Origin of the sequence: Streptomyces sp. NRRL S-920, assembly GCF_000717945.1 — a bacterium.
GTDB lineage: Bacteria > Actinomycetota > Actinomycetes > Streptomycetales > Streptomycetaceae > Streptomyces > Streptomyces alboniger.
The window spans coordinates 1-16,377 of the sequence record NZ_JODF01000074.1; the positions used below are offsets into that span (position 1 = coordinate 1).

The 16,377-nt window shown below is 71.6% G+C and carries 14 protein-coding genes; 3 read left to right on the forward strand and 11 right to left on the reverse strand.

Annotated elements, in window-relative coordinates; translation table 11 throughout:
• Positions 1-95 precede the first annotated feature (95 nt).
• From IG54_RS0132790 to IG54_RS0132805, 4 genes are read right to left on the reverse strand one after another with little or no spacing between them, the layout of a single operon-like run.
• Positions 96-1,349 (reverse strand): glycoside hydrolase 5 family protein, encoded by a 1,254-nt coding sequence (locus tag IG54_RS0132790; protein ID WP_030793165.1) that lies wholly within the window; start codon positions 1,347-1,349, stop codon positions 96-98.
• Positions 1,350-1,392: 43 nt separating this feature from the next.
• A complete protein-coding gene (locus IG54_RS0132795; protein ID WP_030793168.1) occupies positions 1,393-2,325 on the reverse strand; it encodes an ABC transporter permease subunit in 933 nt (310 codons plus the stop codon).
• Complete coding sequence (locus IG54_RS0132800; RefSeq protein WP_030793171.1) at positions 2,322-3,224, reverse strand: carbohydrate ABC transporter permease; 903 nt, start codon at positions 3,222-3,224, stop codon at positions 2,322-2,324. The genes IG54_RS0132795 and IG54_RS0132800 overlap by 4 nt, the downstream gene beginning before the upstream one ends.
• Positions 3,225-3,265: 41 nt before the next feature.
• On the reverse strand, positions 3,266-4,564 hold the full coding sequence (locus tag IG54_RS0132805; protein ID WP_030793175.1) for an extracellular solute-binding protein: 1,299 nt from the start codon (positions 4,562-4,564) through the stop codon (positions 3,266-3,268).
• A 304-nt stretch (positions 4,565-4,868) separates the two neighbouring features.
• Between IG54_RS0132805 and IG54_RS0132810 the strand changes: the two genes are divergently transcribed.
• Positions 4,869-5,885, forward strand: coding sequence for a LacI family DNA-binding transcriptional regulator (locus IG54_RS0132810; protein ID WP_234336439.1), 1,017 nt, complete (start codon positions 4,869-4,871; stop codon positions 5,883-5,885).
• A 129-nt stretch (positions 5,886-6,014) separates the two neighbouring features.
• Entirely contained in the window at positions 6,015-7,208 is a 1,194-nt protein-coding gene (locus IG54_RS0132815) for a carboxylate-amine ligase (RefSeq protein ID WP_063756294.1), read from the forward strand.
• Here IG54_RS0132815 and IG54_RS0132820 read toward each other — a convergent pair.
• From IG54_RS0132820 to IG54_RS0132845, 6 genes are all read right to left on the reverse strand, one after another.
• Positions 7,121-8,047: a nitroreductase/quinone reductase family protein gene (locus tag IG54_RS0132820; RefSeq protein WP_030793182.1), complete on the reverse strand. Its 927-nt coding sequence runs from the start codon at positions 8,045-8,047 to the stop codon at positions 7,121-7,123. The genes IG54_RS0132815 and IG54_RS0132820 overlap by 88 nt on opposite strands.
• Before the next feature lie 468 nt (positions 8,048-8,515).
• Positions 8,516-8,689, reverse strand: a complete 174-nt coding sequence (locus IG54_RS42670; RefSeq protein WP_199809625.1) for a hypothetical protein — start codon at positions 8,687-8,689, stop codon at positions 8,516-8,518.
• A 324-nt stretch (positions 8,690-9,013) separates the two neighbouring features.
• A complete protein-coding gene (locus IG54_RS0132830) occupies positions 9,014-10,492 on the reverse strand; it encodes an SDR family NAD(P)-dependent oxidoreductase (RefSeq protein ID WP_030793185.1) in 1,479 nt (492 codons plus the stop codon).
• 115 nt (positions 10,493-10,607) lie between these two features.
• Positions 10,608-11,825 carry a glucose-1-phosphate adenylyltransferase gene (gene glgC, locus IG54_RS0132835; protein ID WP_030793187.1) on the reverse strand — a complete coding sequence of 406 codons (1,218 nt, stop codon included), beginning with the start codon at positions 11,823-11,825 and terminating at the stop codon, positions 10,608-10,610.
• Between the two features lie 47 nt (positions 11,826-11,872).
• Positions 11,873-13,051, reverse strand: coding sequence for a glycogen synthase (gene glgA / locus IG54_RS0132840; RefSeq protein ID WP_030793189.1), 1,179 nt, complete (start codon positions 13,049-13,051; stop codon positions 11,873-11,875).
• 47 nt (positions 13,052-13,098) lie between these two features.
• Positions 13,099-13,833: an IucA/IucC family C-terminal-domain containing protein gene (locus IG54_RS0132845; protein WP_234336440.1), complete on the reverse strand. Its 735-nt coding sequence runs from the start codon at positions 13,831-13,833 to the stop codon at positions 13,099-13,101.
• Between the two features lie 238 nt (positions 13,834-14,071).
• Between IG54_RS0132845 and IG54_RS0132850 the strand changes: the two genes are divergently transcribed.
• Complete coding sequence (locus IG54_RS0132850) at positions 14,072-15,097, forward strand: DMT family transporter (RefSeq protein ID WP_234336441.1); 1,026 nt, start codon at positions 14,072-14,074, stop codon at positions 15,095-15,097.
• Positions 15,098-15,121: 24 nt separating this feature from the next.
• On the opposite strand, the gene IG54_RS0132855 is transcribed toward IG54_RS0132850, so the two are convergent.
• The gene (locus IG54_RS0132855; protein ID WP_030793194.1) at positions 15,122-16,336 is read right to left on the reverse strand and encodes a transglycosylase family protein; all 1,215 of its coding nucleotides are present in this window, start codon (positions 16,334-16,336) and stop codon (positions 15,122-15,124) included.
• Positions 16,337-16,377: the final 41 nt, after the last annotated feature.

Sequence of the window (16,377 nt, forward strand, 5' to 3'; positions counted from 1 at the left end):
GAGAGCTTGGATGGGGTCTCCCCTGCTCGAGCGAAGCCGAGAGCTTGGGGAAGTGCCAGACCCCGCGGCCCGCGGCATGATCCGCCGGACAGGCCCTAGCGGACCTCCTCCGGATACAGGACTTCCGTGATGCCCCTCTCAGCGAGGTGTCCCGGGTCGGCCGCTCGTCCCGCAAGGACGACCGAGGGCCGCACCCCCTCCGCCACGAGGCGAGCAAATGCCTCGAACACCGCTCCCCCCGGCGCACACGCCGAGCGCCGCGACAGGGCGTCGTCCACGACGAGCGCGGTGGCCCGGGGCGCCGGCGCGTACGTACGCCCGCGCCACTCCTCGGCGATGCGGGCGACGGCCTCCCCCGCGGGCTTCAGCCGTCCGTCGTTGGTCAACAGACCGAGGCTGTACTCCAGTTCGGGAAAGTCCGCGAGGTCGCGTGAGACGTCGTGGGAGCACCACCACGTCACGCCCCACACGTCCTGGCAGTCGAGCGCGGCCTCGATGGTCTCCTCGGTGAAGGCGGCCGCGTGCTCGGCGGGGATCAGCGGCGCGGGCGCGCCGACCTCCTGGAGCCAGACGGGGCGGCGCGGGTCGAGGGCCCAGGCCTTGGCCAGCTCGATCATGTACGCGGCGTGGGTACGGGTGGCTGTGCCGGTGCGTCCGTGGCGCTGGGCCGTGCCGTTGAAGACCCAGGAGTGCACGGCGGTGGCGCCGCCGAGCCGGGCGGCCTGCGCCGGGGTGAAGGGCTGGTCGTCCTGGTACCAGGCGGCGTCGTACTCGGCGTGCAGGTGGAGCCTGCCGGGGGCGCCTTCCTCGCAGGCGGCCAGGACGGTGGTCAGCCAGGCGTCGGCCTGTTCGGGGGTGATGCGGTCGGGGTCGGGGTGCGGCCCCGCGGCGAACTGGTTGATCTCGTTGCCGATGGTCATGCCGATGAAGTTGGGCCGGTCGGCGAGCGCGGCGGCGAGCGTACGCAGGTAGTCGGCCTGCCCGGCCACGACGTCCGGGTCGGTGAAGATGTTCCGCCGGTGCCAGGTCTGGGTCCAGGCGGGCAGGAAGTCGAAGCTCGACAGATGGCCCTGGAGGCCGTCGACGTTGATGTCGAGGCCCCGCTCGGCGGCGGCGTCGGCGAGCTGGACGAGCTGATCGACGGCGCGCGGGCGGATGAGCGCGCGGTTGGGCTGGAAGTAGGGCCAGATCGGGAAGACCCGTACGTGGTCGAGGCCGAGGGCGGCGAGCGCGTCGAGGTCGGTGCGCACGGCGTCGAGGTCGAAGTCGAGCCAGTGGTGGAACCACCCTTGGCTGGGCGTGTAGTTGGCGCCGAAGCGCGGCGTGCCCGAAGGCGCGGGAGAAGGCAATGCGGATCCTGGGTTCTGGAGAGACTCGGAGGACGGCGCGGGGTCAGCCCTTGACCGCGCCCTCGCCGACCCCGCGGAAGAAGTACCGCTGGAGGCAGGCGAAGAGGACGATCAGCGGGAGCACGGCGATGACCGTGCCCGCGGCGACGAGGCGTTCGTCGTTGGCGAAGGTGCCGTGCAGATAGTTCAGGCCGATGGTGAGGGTGAACCGCTCCGGGTCGCTGAGCACGATGAGCGGCCACAGGAAGTCGTCCCAGGCCCCCATGAAGGCGAAGATCGCGACGACCGCGAGGGTGCCCTTGACGGCGGGCAGCGCGATCCGTACGAACCGCTGCCAGACGTTCGCACCGTCCACGAACGCGGCTTCCTCGATCTCGTAGGGCACGTTGAGGAACGCGTTGCGCATCAGCAGGACGTTGAGCGCGGAGACGCAGCCGGGCAGCAGCACCCCGATGAGGGTGTTGTTCAGACCCAGCTCACGCATCGTCGTGAACTGGGCGATGATGATGCCCTCCACGGGCACCAGCATCGCCAGGATGAAGACGAGGGTGGCCGCCCTGCGACCGCGGTAGCGCAGACGCGCCAGGGCGTACCCGGCGAGGGCGGCGCCCACGCAGTTGGTGACGACGTTGGCGGCGGCCACCTTCAGGGAGTTGAGGGCGTAGTCCCAGACGGGGATGGTGTCGGCGACCCGCCCGTAGTTGTGGAGGGTCGGGTCGGAGGGCAGGAACTTCGGCGGCGAGCTGAAGATGTCCTCGTGCGGCCCCTTCAGGGAGGTGGACAGCTGCCACAGGAACGGGCCGATCATCAGCGCCAGTACGGCGAGGAGCAGCCCGTAGCGCAGGATGATCTCCCACAGGGGCATCCGGCGGCCGTTCTCGTCGGTGATCCGGCGGCGCGGCTTGCGGGGCGCCCCGCCGCTGCCGCCGGGCCCGCGCCCGGTGACCACCGCGGGGACCTTCTCTGCTGTGCTCACGCGTCCTCCTTCCGGTCCGCCCGCAGCACGAGCAGCATGAGCGCGACGGTGACGACGAACACGACGACGGAGATGGCCGAGGCGTAGCCGACCCGGCCCGTCAGGCCGGTGCCCGTGCGCTGCACCAGCATCACCAGCGTGGTGTCCTCGCCCGCGGGCCCTCCGGCGGGCCCCGCCATCAGATAGACCTCGGAGAAGACCTTGAAGGCGGCGACCGAGGAGAGCGCGCCGACGAGCACCATGGTGGAGCGGACGGCGGGCACGGTGACGCTGAAGAAGCGGCGCACCGCACCCGCGCCGTCGACCGCGGCGGCCTCGTGGAGTTCGCGCGGCACGTTGGCGAGCGCCGCGAGGTAAATGATCATGTAGTAGCCGAGGCCCTTCCAGACCGTGACGGCCATGGCGCTGAACAGCAGCAGCCACTGGTCGCTGAGGAAGCCGACCTTGCCGACGCCCACCGCCTCCAGGACGGCGTTGACCAGGCCGCGTTCGTCCAGCATCCACACCCAGATCAGGCCGACCACGACGATGGACGCGACCACCGGGGTGTAGAAGGCGGACCGGAAGAAGGTGATTCCGGGGATGTGCTTCTGGACGAGCATCGCCAGCAGCAGGGGCAGCAGGACGAGCGCGGGCACGACCACGAGGACGTACAGCGTGCTGTTGCGCAGGCCGATCCAGAACATGTCGTCGTGCAGCAGCTCCCGGAAGTTGGCGAGGCCCACGTACTCGCCGGGGATCAACGTCCTCTTGTCGGTGAAGGAGTTGTTCAGCGTGCTGACGAACGGATAGAGGATGAAGACGGCGACGACCGCGAGCCCGGGGGCGGCGAACAGCCAGGGACTGGTGGGCAGTTGGCGTCTGATCCGGACGGTACTGGTGCGGGTGCTGCTCTTCATGGCTGTCGTTCCCTGGTCATGGCTCGGCACGGGGCCGGCGCTCAGCTCTGCTTCAGCAGCCGGTCACACTGCTTGACAGCGTTGTCAAGCGCTTCCTCGGGACTCTCCTTGCCCTGGAGCGCCCTGGCGACCGCGTTGCGCAGCTCGACCTTCATCTGCTCGCTGAAGAGCACGGGCGTGTAGTTCACCGCCGTCCTCATGGACTTGGCGGCGGCGATGCGGACCCGCGTCTCCTCCTTGCCGTCCTGCTTGGTGAAGTAGGGGTCGTCGAGGGAGCCCTGCGTGCTGGGGAAGATCGCGACCTTCTTGGCGAACTCCATCTGGTGCTTGGCGTCAGTGACGAAGTGCGCGAAGGCGACGGCGGCGGGCGTCTGCTTGGTGCGGGCGTTCACCATCACGCCCATCACGTACATATTGTCCTTGCCGGTGCTGCTGATCTGCGGAGTGATGCCGATGTTCTTGTAGAGCTTCGGCGCCTCCTTCTTGAACTTCTCCAGGTCGAGCGCGCTGCCGGGGTTCATGGCGACGGCCTCGGTGAGGAACTTCTTGCCGGTCGACTCCGGTGTCGCGGTCAGCGCCTGTCCGTCCAGCGCCTTGGCGTCGTACAACTTCTTGTACTCGGTGAGGAGTTCGACGCCCTTGGCGTCGTTGAAGGTGAAGCCGGTGCCTTCCTTGTTCATCAGCGGTACGCCGTAGCGCCCGAAGTCCTCGATGGTGGGGACGTTGGCGAGCGTGGCCACCTCGCCGTCGCTCTTCTTCGCCAACTGGAGTGCCTGCCCGAAGAGTTCGTCGTACGTCTTCGGCGGCTTGTTCTCATCCAGGCCCGCCTCCTTGAAGAGGCGCTTGTTGTAGAAGAGCGGCCCGGTGTTCAGATACCAGGGGAAGGCGTACGTGCCCTCGGTGCCCGGTATCTGATGGCTCTTCCAGGCCCCGGGCAGGTACTCCTTCTCGTACTTGCCCGCGGCCTTGTCGAGGTCGAGGGCGAGGCCGGCCTTGGCGAGCGGGGCGACCAGGTCCGGCGAGACGTTCACGACGTCGGGCAGCGTGCCCGCGGCGGCGTCGGCGCTGATCTTGTCGGCGTAGCCCTCGCCGGGCTGGTCGACCCACTTGACGTCGGTGCCGGGGTACTTGTCCTCGAACTCGGCGACGAGACCCTCGAAGTAGGGCTTGAAGTTGGCCTTCAGGTTCCAGGTCTGGAAGGTGATCTTGCCTTCGATCTTGCCGGAGGCGTCCGTGGAACCGCCGCCGTCACCTCCGTCGCCACAGGCGCTCAGCGGCAGCAGGACAGCGAGGACGGCGCCGGTGGCGACCGCTCTGCGGGAGATACGGGAGATACGCACGGTGAAACGGCTCCTTTGCTCGGCCCAGCGCGAGACGGCGATGGCCACGGCCGTCCGAGCCGCGCGAGCCACGCCGAGGCAGACCCTGCATCCAACCGCCGCACAAAGTCAATGGATTTGGTGGACCGATATCGAAGATCCCGGTATCTCCTCGCCAACACCCCAGGTCGGAGGGGTGTGTTGAGAGTCTTGCGGCGAATGACTAATGCGCTTTAGAGTCTGGTCGCTCAAGCGCTTTAGTATGCGGGCGCCAGGAAAGGGGCTACGGGTGCAAGGCAAGCGGTCACCGGCACGCCGGCCGACCATGAAGGACATCGCGCGCCGGGCCGGGGTCTCCGAGAGCGCCGTCTCCTTCGCGCTCAACGACCGGCCCGGTGTCTCCGACATCACCCGCGACCGGGTGCGCAGGGTCGCCGAGCAACTGGGCTGGCGGCCCAGCACCGCGGCGCGCGCCCTGTCCGGCGAGGGCTCGGCGACGGTGGGCCTGGTCGTGGCGCGGCCCGCGGCGACGCTGGGCGTCGACTCGTTCTTCCTGCAACTCATCTCCGGGGTCCAGGAGGTCCTGGCCGAGCGGCACTTGGGGCTGCTCTTCCAGGTCGTGGAGGACGTGGCGGCCGAGTGCGCGGTCTACCGCCGCTGGTGGGCCGAGCACCGGGTGGACGGCGTGCTGGTGGTGGACCCGCGCACGGCCGACCCCCGGCCCGCGCTCCTCGACGAGCTGGGGCTGCCCGCCGTGGTGACGGGCGGCGTGCCCGACCCGGACGCGGGCCACGCGGGCCTCTCCACGGTGTGGGCGGACGACGCGGGGGCGATGGCGTCGGTCGTGGGCCACCTGCACGCGCTCGGGCACCGCCGCATCGTGCACATCGCGGGCCTGGAAGGGCTCGCGCACACCGAGCGCCGCATGCGCACCCTGCGCGCCGAGGCGGCGAGCCGGGGCCTGTCCGGGGTGCGTTCGGTGCCGACCGACTACAGCGACGCGGAGGGCGCCGCCGTGACCCGGCGCGTCCTGGAGGCGGCCGAGCCGCCGACCGCCCTGGTGTACGACAACGACGTGATGGCCGTGGCCGGGGTCGCCGCCGCCTCCTCGCTGGGTTTCGTCGTTCCGGACGACGTGTCGGTCGTGGCCTGGGAGGACTCGGCGCTGTGCCGCATGGTGCACCCGTGGCTGACGGCCCTCTCCCGGGACACCGTGGCGTTCGGCCGTACCGCCGCCCGCGAACTGCTCGCCCTCCTGGACGACGGCCCGGCGGCCACCGTGCAGGTGCCCTTGCCCCGGCTCATCGAGCGGGAGAGCACGGGGCCGGTGCGCGGGGCCTGAGCACGGGCCCGCGGGCGGCCCGTGGGGCGGGAACAGGTCATACGGCCGGGTGCGCGGGGTCGCAGCCGCCCCCCGGGGCGAGGAAAGTGGACGGGCATGCGCGCTCGCGTCGGCGGAAGGACACGGCACATGGCGGACCACTCCCCCACCGTCGGTGTCGAGGAGGAGTACTTCCTCGTCGACACCGCACAGCGCACGGTCGTCGCGGCGGCGCCGCGGGTCCTGGCTCGCGCCAGGCCGGAGCTAGGGGACCTGGTCACGGGCGAGGCGTCCCGCTACCAGGTGGAGGGCAAGACACCCCCTTGCGGGACCCTGGGGGAGCTGCGTCAGGAGCTGCGGCGGGTACGCCGCGCCGTGGCCGGCGCCGCGGCGGGCGAGGGTGCGCGGCCCATCGCCTCCGGCACTCCGCTGCTGGGCATGCGGGCGCCGATCCCGCTCAACGGCGACGCCCACTACCTCGCCCCGCTCGCCACGTTCCGGTCTCTGTACGACACCTTCGCCTTCTGCGGGCTCCACGTGCACGTCCAGGTCCCCGACCGTGACCACGCCGTCCTGGTCAGCAACCATCTGCGGCCGTGGCTGCCCGTCCTGGTGGCGATGGCGGCGAACTCGCCCTTCTGGGACGAGAGGGACAGCGGTTACTGTAGTTGGCGGACCCTGGGGGCCACGCGGTGGCCCGTGGCGGGCCCGCCGCCGTACTTCTCCTCGGCCGCCCACTACGACGCGCTCGCGGCCGCGCTGCGGGAGACCGGCGCGACCCTCGGTGAACGCTCGCTGTACTGGGACGTGCGGCCGTGCGCCCACCTGCCGACCGTGGAGATCAGGGCGATGGACGTCCCCTCGTCCGTCGAGGAGGCGGCGGTCTTCGCCGTCCTCGTACGGGCGCTGGTCGTGCAGGCGCTGGAGCGGGTGCGCCGCGGGGACCCCGGGCCCGCCATGGAGGACGCGCTGCTGCGCGCCGCGTACTGGCGGTGCGCCCGCGACGGTCTGACCGGGCACAGCCTCGATCCGCGGACCCACCGCCTCGTGCCGACCTCGCACCGGCTGCGGGAGCTTCTCGCGTACGCCCGGCCGGCCCTGGCGGAGCGCGGTGAACTCCCCCGGGTGACGGCGGTCCTGCGGCACCTCATCGCACACGGCGGCGGCGCCGAGCGCCAACGCGCCGTCCACGCCCGTGCGGGCAGCCTGCGCGACGTCGTCGACGACCTGGCCGACCGCACGGCCGTGAGCCCGCGTCAGTGGCGGCGCTCTCCTTCACCGGTCGGCGGTCCGGGCGGCCACGGCAGTTCGGCGAGCAGCGGCAGGAGCGATGCCTCCTCGTAGTCGAGGTGCCGGGTCAACTCGGCCGTCATTCGGGCCAGTTCGGCGCGGAACCGCTCCGGGTCCGTGCCGTGGACGTCCGCGAGGAGCGCGGCGAGTTCACCCTGGATACGGGCGACCGCACGGTGTTCCTCGGCGAGGCGGTCGAAGGTCTCGCGCAGCTCGGGGTGGTGATGGGCCATCGCCGGGAAGAGGTGCGCGTCCTCGCTGGTGTGGTGGAACTCCAGGGCGTCGCAGAAGGCCAGGCAGTGCTGGCGGATCTGTAGGCCGAGCCCCGGCGCCGGCGGCGCCCCCGGCCCCCGGTGCGCGGCGAGCGCCTCGAAGTACGCCTCGGTCTCGTCGCGTACGTGCATGAGCTGGCCGCGCAGCCAGAGGTGGACCTGGACCATCTTGTCCGCGAGGTTCGCCGCCTCCTCGGGGATGTCCGCCTCGTGCGCGGGCCGCTCCAGGACGACGACCGGCAGGGTCCGGCTGGTCCGCGTCCGGTAGTCGCCGTATCCCGGTTCGGCGGCCACCACGCGCTCGAAGAGCCGGTCGCGGCGCTCGCCCTCGGCGGGGACGGCGATCGCCTCGAAGGTGTCGGTGCCGAGTTCCACGGTCACCGTGGGGTGGGCCAGGATGTTGTGGTACCAGTCGGGGTGGCGCGGCGCGCCCATGTTCGATCCGACGAGCAGGATCAGCCCGCCGTCGCGGACGAAGCCGAGGGGGGTCGTGTGCTCCTTGCCGGACCGCGCGCCGGTGGTGGTGAGCAGGAGGAGTTCGCTGCCTTCGAAGGGGCCGCCGACCTTGCCGCCGTGGGCGCGGAACTCCTCGATGACGGACTGGTTGAAGGGTGTGGGCATGACGGTGTCAGATCTCCGTACAGGGTGTCAGGAACCGCGTCGAGCGCGGTGAAGATGGGGGGCGCCACGCGAAGAAGGCGTGACGAGGAGCGCGCGAGGGCGCGCGGATCAGGCGAAGGCCCTGGGGGGTGAACTCACGACGTATTCATTCGGCGTCGTCCTTGAGTGAAGGTGCTCGCCCGGTCGCCGACCTGCCCACTTCTCTTTGGTCGGCGCCACGCGGCACGTGCCCCATTACAGTCATCGGCTCCCCGCCTGTCAACGTCCGCGTGAATCTCCCGGCCCCTGCTGGGTACTGGCGTGAGATGGCGACGGGGGCGGACGGCCGTGGAGGGGACGGCCGATCGCGCCGCGGGGAACACCGGCCCGCCCGCCACGCCATCGGGAACGGGCCGCCCCGAAACGCCTGTGCCCCCCGCCGTAAGGCAGGGGGCACGGGGCGAAGCGGACGGATCGGAGAGGTACCGATCAGTCGATACCGGGGAGGATGTGCGGTTCGGCGAGGTCGTCCTCGTACCCCGCCAGCCGGATGGGGGCCGCCTTGGCCCACGCCTCCAGGTTGCGGAGCGTGTGGGGTCTTCCGGCCCGCTCGCCGCCGCGTTCCGCCGATCGCTTCTCCTGCTTCGTCAGTTCTGGTGTCACCGCGCACTCCTTTGTGTCGCGTAACGGAAAGGCCAAGGGCAGTTCGGTCGCGGTGGCGCCGGTGTCTGGCGGGACCGCGGCCGTGGTCGCCGGCCTGTCCCCGGGGTGGCCGAGAGACGTTTGTGGATCTCTCGTGGCCACCCGTTCGACCTAGGTTAACCAAATGAGCGCGGCCGTGCTCGATGGAAGCTCAAGGCTGGGTAAATTCCGGACACCGAAGCGCGGCCGGGCGCCTGGGGCCACAGGGGCGCAGGTGACAGGGGTGGACGTTGAGCCGTTCGGGTGCGCGGGCCGCCGGTCAGGCGGCCCGCTCCCGTACGCCTGCTACCACTTACCGGGCGCGTAGTCCTTGAGGAAGACGCCGAACAGATCCTCGCCGGCCTGGCCGCGCACGATCGGGTCGTAGACCCGGGCGGCGCCGTCGATCAGGTCGAGCGGGGCGTGGAAGCCCTCCTCGGCCAGGCGCATCTTGTCGGGGTGCGGACGCTCGTCGGTGATCCAGCCGGTGTCGACCGCGGTCATCAGGATGCGGTCCTTCTCGAACATCTCCTGCGCGCTGGTGCGGGTCAGCATGTTCAGGGCGGCCTTGGCCATGTTGGTGTGCGGGTGGCCCGCGCCCTTGTAGCCGCGGCCGAAAACGCCCTCCATGGCGGAGACGTTCACGACGTACGCGCGGCCGTCGTCGTTCGCCGCGGCGGCGGCCGCCATGGCGGAACGCAGGTGGCTGATGAGGATGAACGGCGCGGTGGAGTTGCACAGCTGGACTTCGAGCAGCTCGATCGGGCCGACCTCCTCCACCGTCTGGATCCAGCTGTTGGTGTCGTGCAGGTCGGGCACCAGGCCACCCGCGTCGATCGCCGTACCGGCTGCGATGCGCTCCAGGGACGCCGAGCCCGTGACCAGCGCGAGTCCGGTGACGTCGTCGGCGGTCAGCGCGCCGCCGCCGGGGACCGGCAGCGCGGCCACGGCGCCGGAGCCGAAGGTGCCGATCACCTCGGAGGAGGGCAGTTCGCCGGCGGGCAGCGGGGCGGACTCGGCGGCGACGAGTTCGCTGTAGGCCTGCGGGGAGCGGCGTACGGTCTGCGCGGCGTTGTTGATCAGTACGTCGAGGGGGCCCTCGGCGGCGACCGACTCGGCGAGCGCGACGACCTGGGCCGGGTCGCGCAGGTCGATGCCGACGATCTTCAGGCGGTGGATCCACTCGTCGCTGTCGGGCATGGCCTTGAAGCGGCGGATCGCGTCGCTCGGGAAGCGCGTGGTGATGGTGGTGTGCGCGCCGTCACGCAGCAGCCGCAGCGCGATGTACATGCCGATCTTGGCGCGGCCGCCGGTGAGCAGGGCGCGCTTGCCGGTCAGGTCGGTGCGGGCGTCGCGGCGGGCGCGGTTCTCGGCGGCGCAGTTCTGGCAGAGCTGGTGGTAGAACGCGTCGACCTCGACGTACCGCGTCTTGCAGGTGTAGCAGGAGCGCGGGCGCTGGAGTATCCCCGCGATCTCGCCCTTCGCCGAGGAGGAGGGCAGCACGCCCGCCGTCTCGTCGTCGATGCGGTCGGCGGAGCCGGTGGCCGTGGCCTCGGTGACCGCCCGGTCGTGGGCGGTCTTGGCGGCGCGGCGCTCCTGGCGGCGGCGCTGCTTCACCGTGCGGTAGATCCCGGCCGTGGCACGGCGGACCGCGATCGCGTCGGGGTGGTCGACGTCCAGTTTGTCCAGCTCGTCGAGCACGCTGAGGCAGACGGCGAGACGGTCCGGGTCGATGCCGGGACCGTACGCGACGGTCTCCTCCTGGCTTTCGTCTGTCACCGTCATCGCCGCTGTCCTCGTGTCATTCCGTGCCGCGGCGTGTCTGGCCGTCCGCGGAAGCTCCCAAAAGCGGAACTTTACGTAGCCGCGGCCCCCACTACCAAACTCGCGGCCCGCGCGCTCACTGGACCAGCTGTCCCTTGCCCAGCGCGATCACTCCGTTCCGCGACACGGTGTACAGCTCATCGTCACGCTCCGGATTGACGCCGATGGTCGCTCCGGGCGGTACGTCGACGTTCTTGTCCAGGACGGCGCCGCGCACCACCGCGCCCCGCCCCACGCGTACGTTGTCGTGCAGCACCGAGCCCTGTACGACCGCCCCCTCCTCGATGGTCACGCCGGGCGAGAGGACGGAGCGGGTGACCTGGCCGCGGATGACGCACCCGGGGCTGACGATCGACTCGCCCGCTATGCCGCCCGCGCAGAACTTCGCGGGCGGGAGGCCGCTCGAATGCGTGTAGATCGGCCAGCGCCGGTTGTCCAGGCTGAAGACGGGGTGGTCGGAGATCAGGTCCATGTGGGCGTCGTAGTAGGAGTCCAGGGTGCCCACGTCACGCCAGTAGCCGTGGTCGCGCGGGGTCTCACCGGGGACGTGGTTGTCGTCGAAGTCGTACACCTGGGCGAGACCGCGCTCGGTGAGCATGGGCAGGATGGAGCCGCCCATGTCGTGCGCCGAGTCCTCGCTCTCGGCGTCCTGCTGGAGGGTGTCGACGAGCGTCTTCGTGGTGAAGAGGTAGTTGCCCATGGAGGCGAAGACCTTGTTCGGGGCATCCACGAGGCCCGGCGGATCGGTGGGCTTCTCCAGGAAGCTCTCGACGCGCGTCCCGTCGCGCGCGGGGGTGATGACGCCGAAGGAGGACGCGTCGGCGCGGGGCACCCTGATTCCGGCGACGGTCACGGCGGCGCCGTTGTCGATGTGCTGCTGGAGCATCTGCCGCGGGTCCATGCGGTAGACGTGGTCGGCGCCGAACACGGCGATGTAGTCGGGCTGTTCGTCGTGAACGAGGTTGAGGGACTGGAGGATGGCGTCGGCGCTGCCCAGGTACCAGCGCGGGCCGAGCCGTTGCTGGGCGGGCACGGGCGTGACGTAGTTGCCGAGCAGGCTCGACATGCGCCAGGTCGTCGTCACGTGCCGGTCCAGGGAGTGCGATTTGTACTGGGTGAGGACGCAGACGCGCAGGATGTCGGCGTTGACGAGGTTGGACAGGACGAAGTCCACGAGGCGGTACGTCCCACCGAACGTGACCGCCGGCTTGGCCCGGTCGGCGGTGAGCGGCATCAGCCGCTTCCCCTCTCCGCCCGCGAGCACGATTCCGAGCACCGAAGGTCCACCGCGCATACCAGCCCCCTACCTGTCGGCCTTGTTGGCCATGTCGGCCTTGTCGGCTATCTGTCGGCGTGCAGGATCTCCTCGTACACCTCGACCGTGCGCCGGGCGACCGCGTCCCAGCCGAACTCGCCGAGAGCGCGCCGCCGTCCGGCCGCGCCCATCGCCCCGGCCCGCGCCGGGTCGGTGACCAGTTCGTCGAGGATCCGCCCGAGGTCGCGTTCGAAGCCCTCCGGGTCCTTGTGCTCGTAGGGGACGAGCAGCCCGCTCGCACCGTCCTGTACGACTTCGGGGATGCCGCCGACCCGCGAGGCGACGACGGCCGTACCGCACGCCATCGCCTCCAGGTTGACGATGCCCAGTGGCTCGTACACCGACGGGCAGACGAACACCGTGGCGTGGGTGAGGAGTTGGACGACCTCGGGGCGCGGCAGCATCTCGGGTATCCAGTGGACGCCCGCGCGGCCCCTGCTCAGCTCCTCGAAGAGCACGCGGAACTCCGCGTCGATCTCCGGGGTGTCGGGGGCTCCCGCACACAGCACGAGCTGGGCGTCACTGTCCAACTCGCGGGCCGCGCGCAGTAGATGGGGTACACCCTTCTGCCTGGTGATGCGCCCGACGAACAGGATGTAGGGGCGCGCGGGGTCGATGCCGAGCCGCTCCAGGACGTCCGTGCCGGGGTCGGGGCGGTACAGCTGGGTGTCGATGCCGTTGTGCACGACGTGGACCTTGGCCGGGTCGACGGCGGGGTAGCAGGCGAGGATGTCCTCGCGCATGGCGCCGGAGACCGCGATCACCGCGTCGGCGGACTCGGCGGCGGTGCGCTCGGCCCAGCTCGACAGGGCGTATCCGCCGCCCAGTTGCTCGGCCTTCCACGGGCGCAGGGGTTCCAGGGAGTGTGAGGTCATCACGTGCGGGATGCCGTGCAGGAGCTTGCCGACGTGGCCCGCGAGACTCGCGTACCAGGTATGGGAGTGGACCAGTTCGCGCCCGGCGAGCGCGGCGGCCATCGCCAGGTCCACGGAGAAGGTGCGCAGCGCGTCGTTGGCCCAGTCGAGCGCGGGCCAGGGCCGGTGGTGCGTCAGCCCCTCGGCCACGCCCTCGCCCGTCCCCTTGCCCCAGCAGTGCACATCGAGGTCGACGAGGGAGCGTAACTCCCGGGCGAGGAACTCGACATGGACACCCGCGCCGCCGTACACGTCGGGCGGGTACTCCCGGGTGAGCAGTCCCACTTTCACGCAGAACCCTCCGTCGTCCGCCTGATGTCGGCCGCGCTCCCTCATGGTCACCCAGACGACGCCCCGGGGGAAGAGCGCCGGGGCGGTCGTTCGAAGCAGCAGTCGCCGCATACGCCGCCGCCGGGGCACCGGTAGTAGAGACAGCAGCTGCGGCGCCGGAAGGCCGTGCCGTGCAGGGTGCCGGTGTCGCGCAGGTCGGGGTGGTCGAAGAGCGCGGCGGCCAGTTCCAGGGCCCTGGCCCCCACGTCCGCGCGTCCCTCCCGCGCCGCCCAGCCGTGCAGTTCGCGCGCGGCGCCGGCGAGCGCGGAGCCCGCGTTGCCCCACAGCAGCCCGGCCGAGATCCGGTACCGGGCGCGCAACGCGTCGGCGAGCGGCGCGAGATGGCCGTGCTGCACGACGTCCCGCACGGCCCCGGCGTCGGCGGGCAGCAGGCGTACGTCACCGAGCCACAGGTCGTCGGGCGAGGTGCCGTCGGCGTCCCAGCGCAGCAGGGCGGGATCGAGGTCGGGCACCGCGCCGTACAGCGCCGCGGAGCCGAGCGCCACGGACCAGAGCCGGGCGGCGAGCCCCAGTTGGGCCACGGACACGGCGATACGGTCCTCGGGGGCGCCGAGCCGTCCCGCGACCTTCCGCACACGGAAGGTCAGCGGGTCCGGGTCGGCGTCGGCCGGTGGCGCGTACACCTGCGTGAACGGCGCGGCGGCGCCGGGCGCGGGCCCCGTGCGGAGGGCGAAGAAGCCGCCGACGGATGCCAGTTCTGCCAGGTCGATACGGGTGGTCACCAGAGCAGTACAGCAAGCCACCCGGCGGCCGCGTGCTCCGGGGGTCTCCTCCTGTGCCCCTAGGGGGTACCCCGCCCTGGGGAGGACGCGGCGGGGGTCGTACTCCATCGGTAGTAGGAGCGATTGCCTGCTCAGGTACGACGACGTGGGGCGGTTCAAGCGGCATCGTTGTAACTATGGAAGCCGACCGTTCGCCTCGCCGGGACCACCGGACGCACCGCACGCCGCGGAGCACCTCATGAGTGCCCTCGCGCTGTCCGTGCTGCTCTCCCTCGTCTCCGCCGTGGCGTACGCGGGCGGGGCGATCCTCCAGGAGCGGGTGGCGTCGACCACGCCGGACCAGCGGTACGCGCCGCTGCACCGCGGCGCCTGGTGGGCGGCGATCGCGCTGAACGGTCTCGGCGCGCTTCTGCACGTGGTGGCGCTCGCCTACGGCCCGCTCAGTCTGGTCCAGCCGCTGGGCGCGCTGACCATCGTCTTCGCGCTGCCGATGGCGGCCGTGTTCGTGCGCCGCCGGGCCGGGGCCGCCGCGTGGCGCGGCGCGATCATGGCGACGGTGGGGCTCGCCGGGCTCCTCTCGCTCACCTCGGCGTCCGGCCCGCAGTCCCTGGACAGCGCCGAACGCCTCATGCTGGGCCTGGTCACGGGGGGCGGTGTCCTCGCCCTGATGGTGGCGGCGCACGCGGTGCACCGGCACCCCGTGGTGCGCAGCGTGCTGCTGGCCTGCGCGGCCGGCGCGGCCTTCGGCATCGCCTCGGTCTTCACCAAGACGGTGGCCGTCGACTGGGAGCGGGATGTGGCGCTCGTCCGCCAGCTCCCGAGCCTGGCCGTCATCGCCGTGCTCGCGGCGGCCGGGGTGCTGCTGTCGCAGGCCTCCTACCGGGGCGCGGGGCTCGCGGCGCCGCTGTCGACGGTGACCGTGGTGAACCCGGTCGTGGCGGCTGCGGTCGGCCTGACCCTCTTCGAAGAAACCTTCCGCTACGGCGCCACGGGCACCGTCCTGGCGCTGGGCTGCGGCGTCGTCGCGGCCGGCGGCCTGATCCTGCTGACCAGCGAGCGGATCGCGCGGGAGACGTCGACCGCACCCGAGTCGTGTCCCGCGGTCCGAGAGGCGCCGCCCGTACGGCCGGAGCCCGCCGTGGCCGAGCCGCGCCTCACCCCCGAGGCGCTGCCTGCCGTGCCGGCCCAGCCGATGGCGGCGGCGCGGGCGCACCGCGGGATTCCGCACCGGCACTCCAGGCGCCGCGAGCGCATCGGATCGTAGGACGCCCAAGGCGGCGCCGCGGCCTCAGATGCGTACGCCGCGGGCGCGCAGATAGGCGAGCGGGTCGATGTCGGCGCCGAAGCCGGGTCCCGTCCGCACCTCGAAGTGCAGATGCGGGCCCGTGCTGTTGCCGGTGGACCCGGACCGGGCGATGCGCTGGCCCGCGCCGACCTTCTGCCCGGCTTTCACGGAGAGCGCGGACAGATGCCCGTACTGGCTGTACTTGCCGTCGGCGTGCCGTATGACCACCTGGTAGCCGTAGCTGCCGCCCCACCCCGCGGAGACGACGTGCCCCGCGGCGACGGCTCGCACGGACGTCCCGGTGGCCACGGCGAAGTCGACGCCGGTGTGGTAGCCCTTCGACCAGGAGCTGCCCGCCGCGCGGTAGGGCGTACTGGGGGACGCGGCGACGGGGGCGTAGGCGGCGGTGGACGCGGCGGGCTTGGCCTTCTCCGGGCGCGGCGAGGGGGTCTGCGGGACCCGCGGCTTCTCCCGCTTCTTCTCGGGAGCCTGCTTCTCGGGGGCCTGCTTCTCGGGGGCCTTGCGCTCGGGGGCCCTGCTCGCTCCCGAGGCCCCCTGGGAAGCACGCTTCCCCTGACCGTGTACGGAGAGCCGCTGCCCCGGCGTGATCAGGTCGGGGTCGTCACCGATGACCCGCCGGTTGGAGTCGTACAGCTGCCGCCAGCCGCCCCTGACCCGGCGCTCGTCGGCGATCCCCGAGAGGGTGTCGCCGCGCACCACGGTGTACATCTCGGCCCGGCCGGCGGTGGACTGCGGGGTCACTTCCGGCTTGACGTCCTTGACGTCCCGCTTGACCGGCTTGGCCTTGGCGCGGGCCGGGGCGATGTCGGGCGAGCCGCCGCCCCTGGCGAGCCCGGCCTTCGCCGAGCAGACCGGCCAGGCGCCGGGCCCCTGCGCGTCGAGGACCTTCTCGGCCACGGCGATCTGCTGGGCCTTGGTGGCCCGGTCGGCGCGCGGCGCGTAGGCCGCGCCGCCGTACGCCTCCCAGGTGGACTGCTTGAACTGGAGGCCGCCGTAGTAGCCGTTGCCGGTGTTGATGCTCCAGTTGTTGCCGGACTCGCAGGCCGCCACCTTGTTCCAGGTGTCGACGTCGGCGGCGCCGGCCGTGCCCGCGACGGTCAGCGGCAGGGCCATGCCCGCCCCGCCCGCCGTGACGGTGAGGGACGCGCGGTTGATGCGGTTCGGCTGATACCGGCGATGCCGACCCCGTACGGCCATGGCGAGCCCCCTCGGACACACGTCATCACGGATTGCGCTCA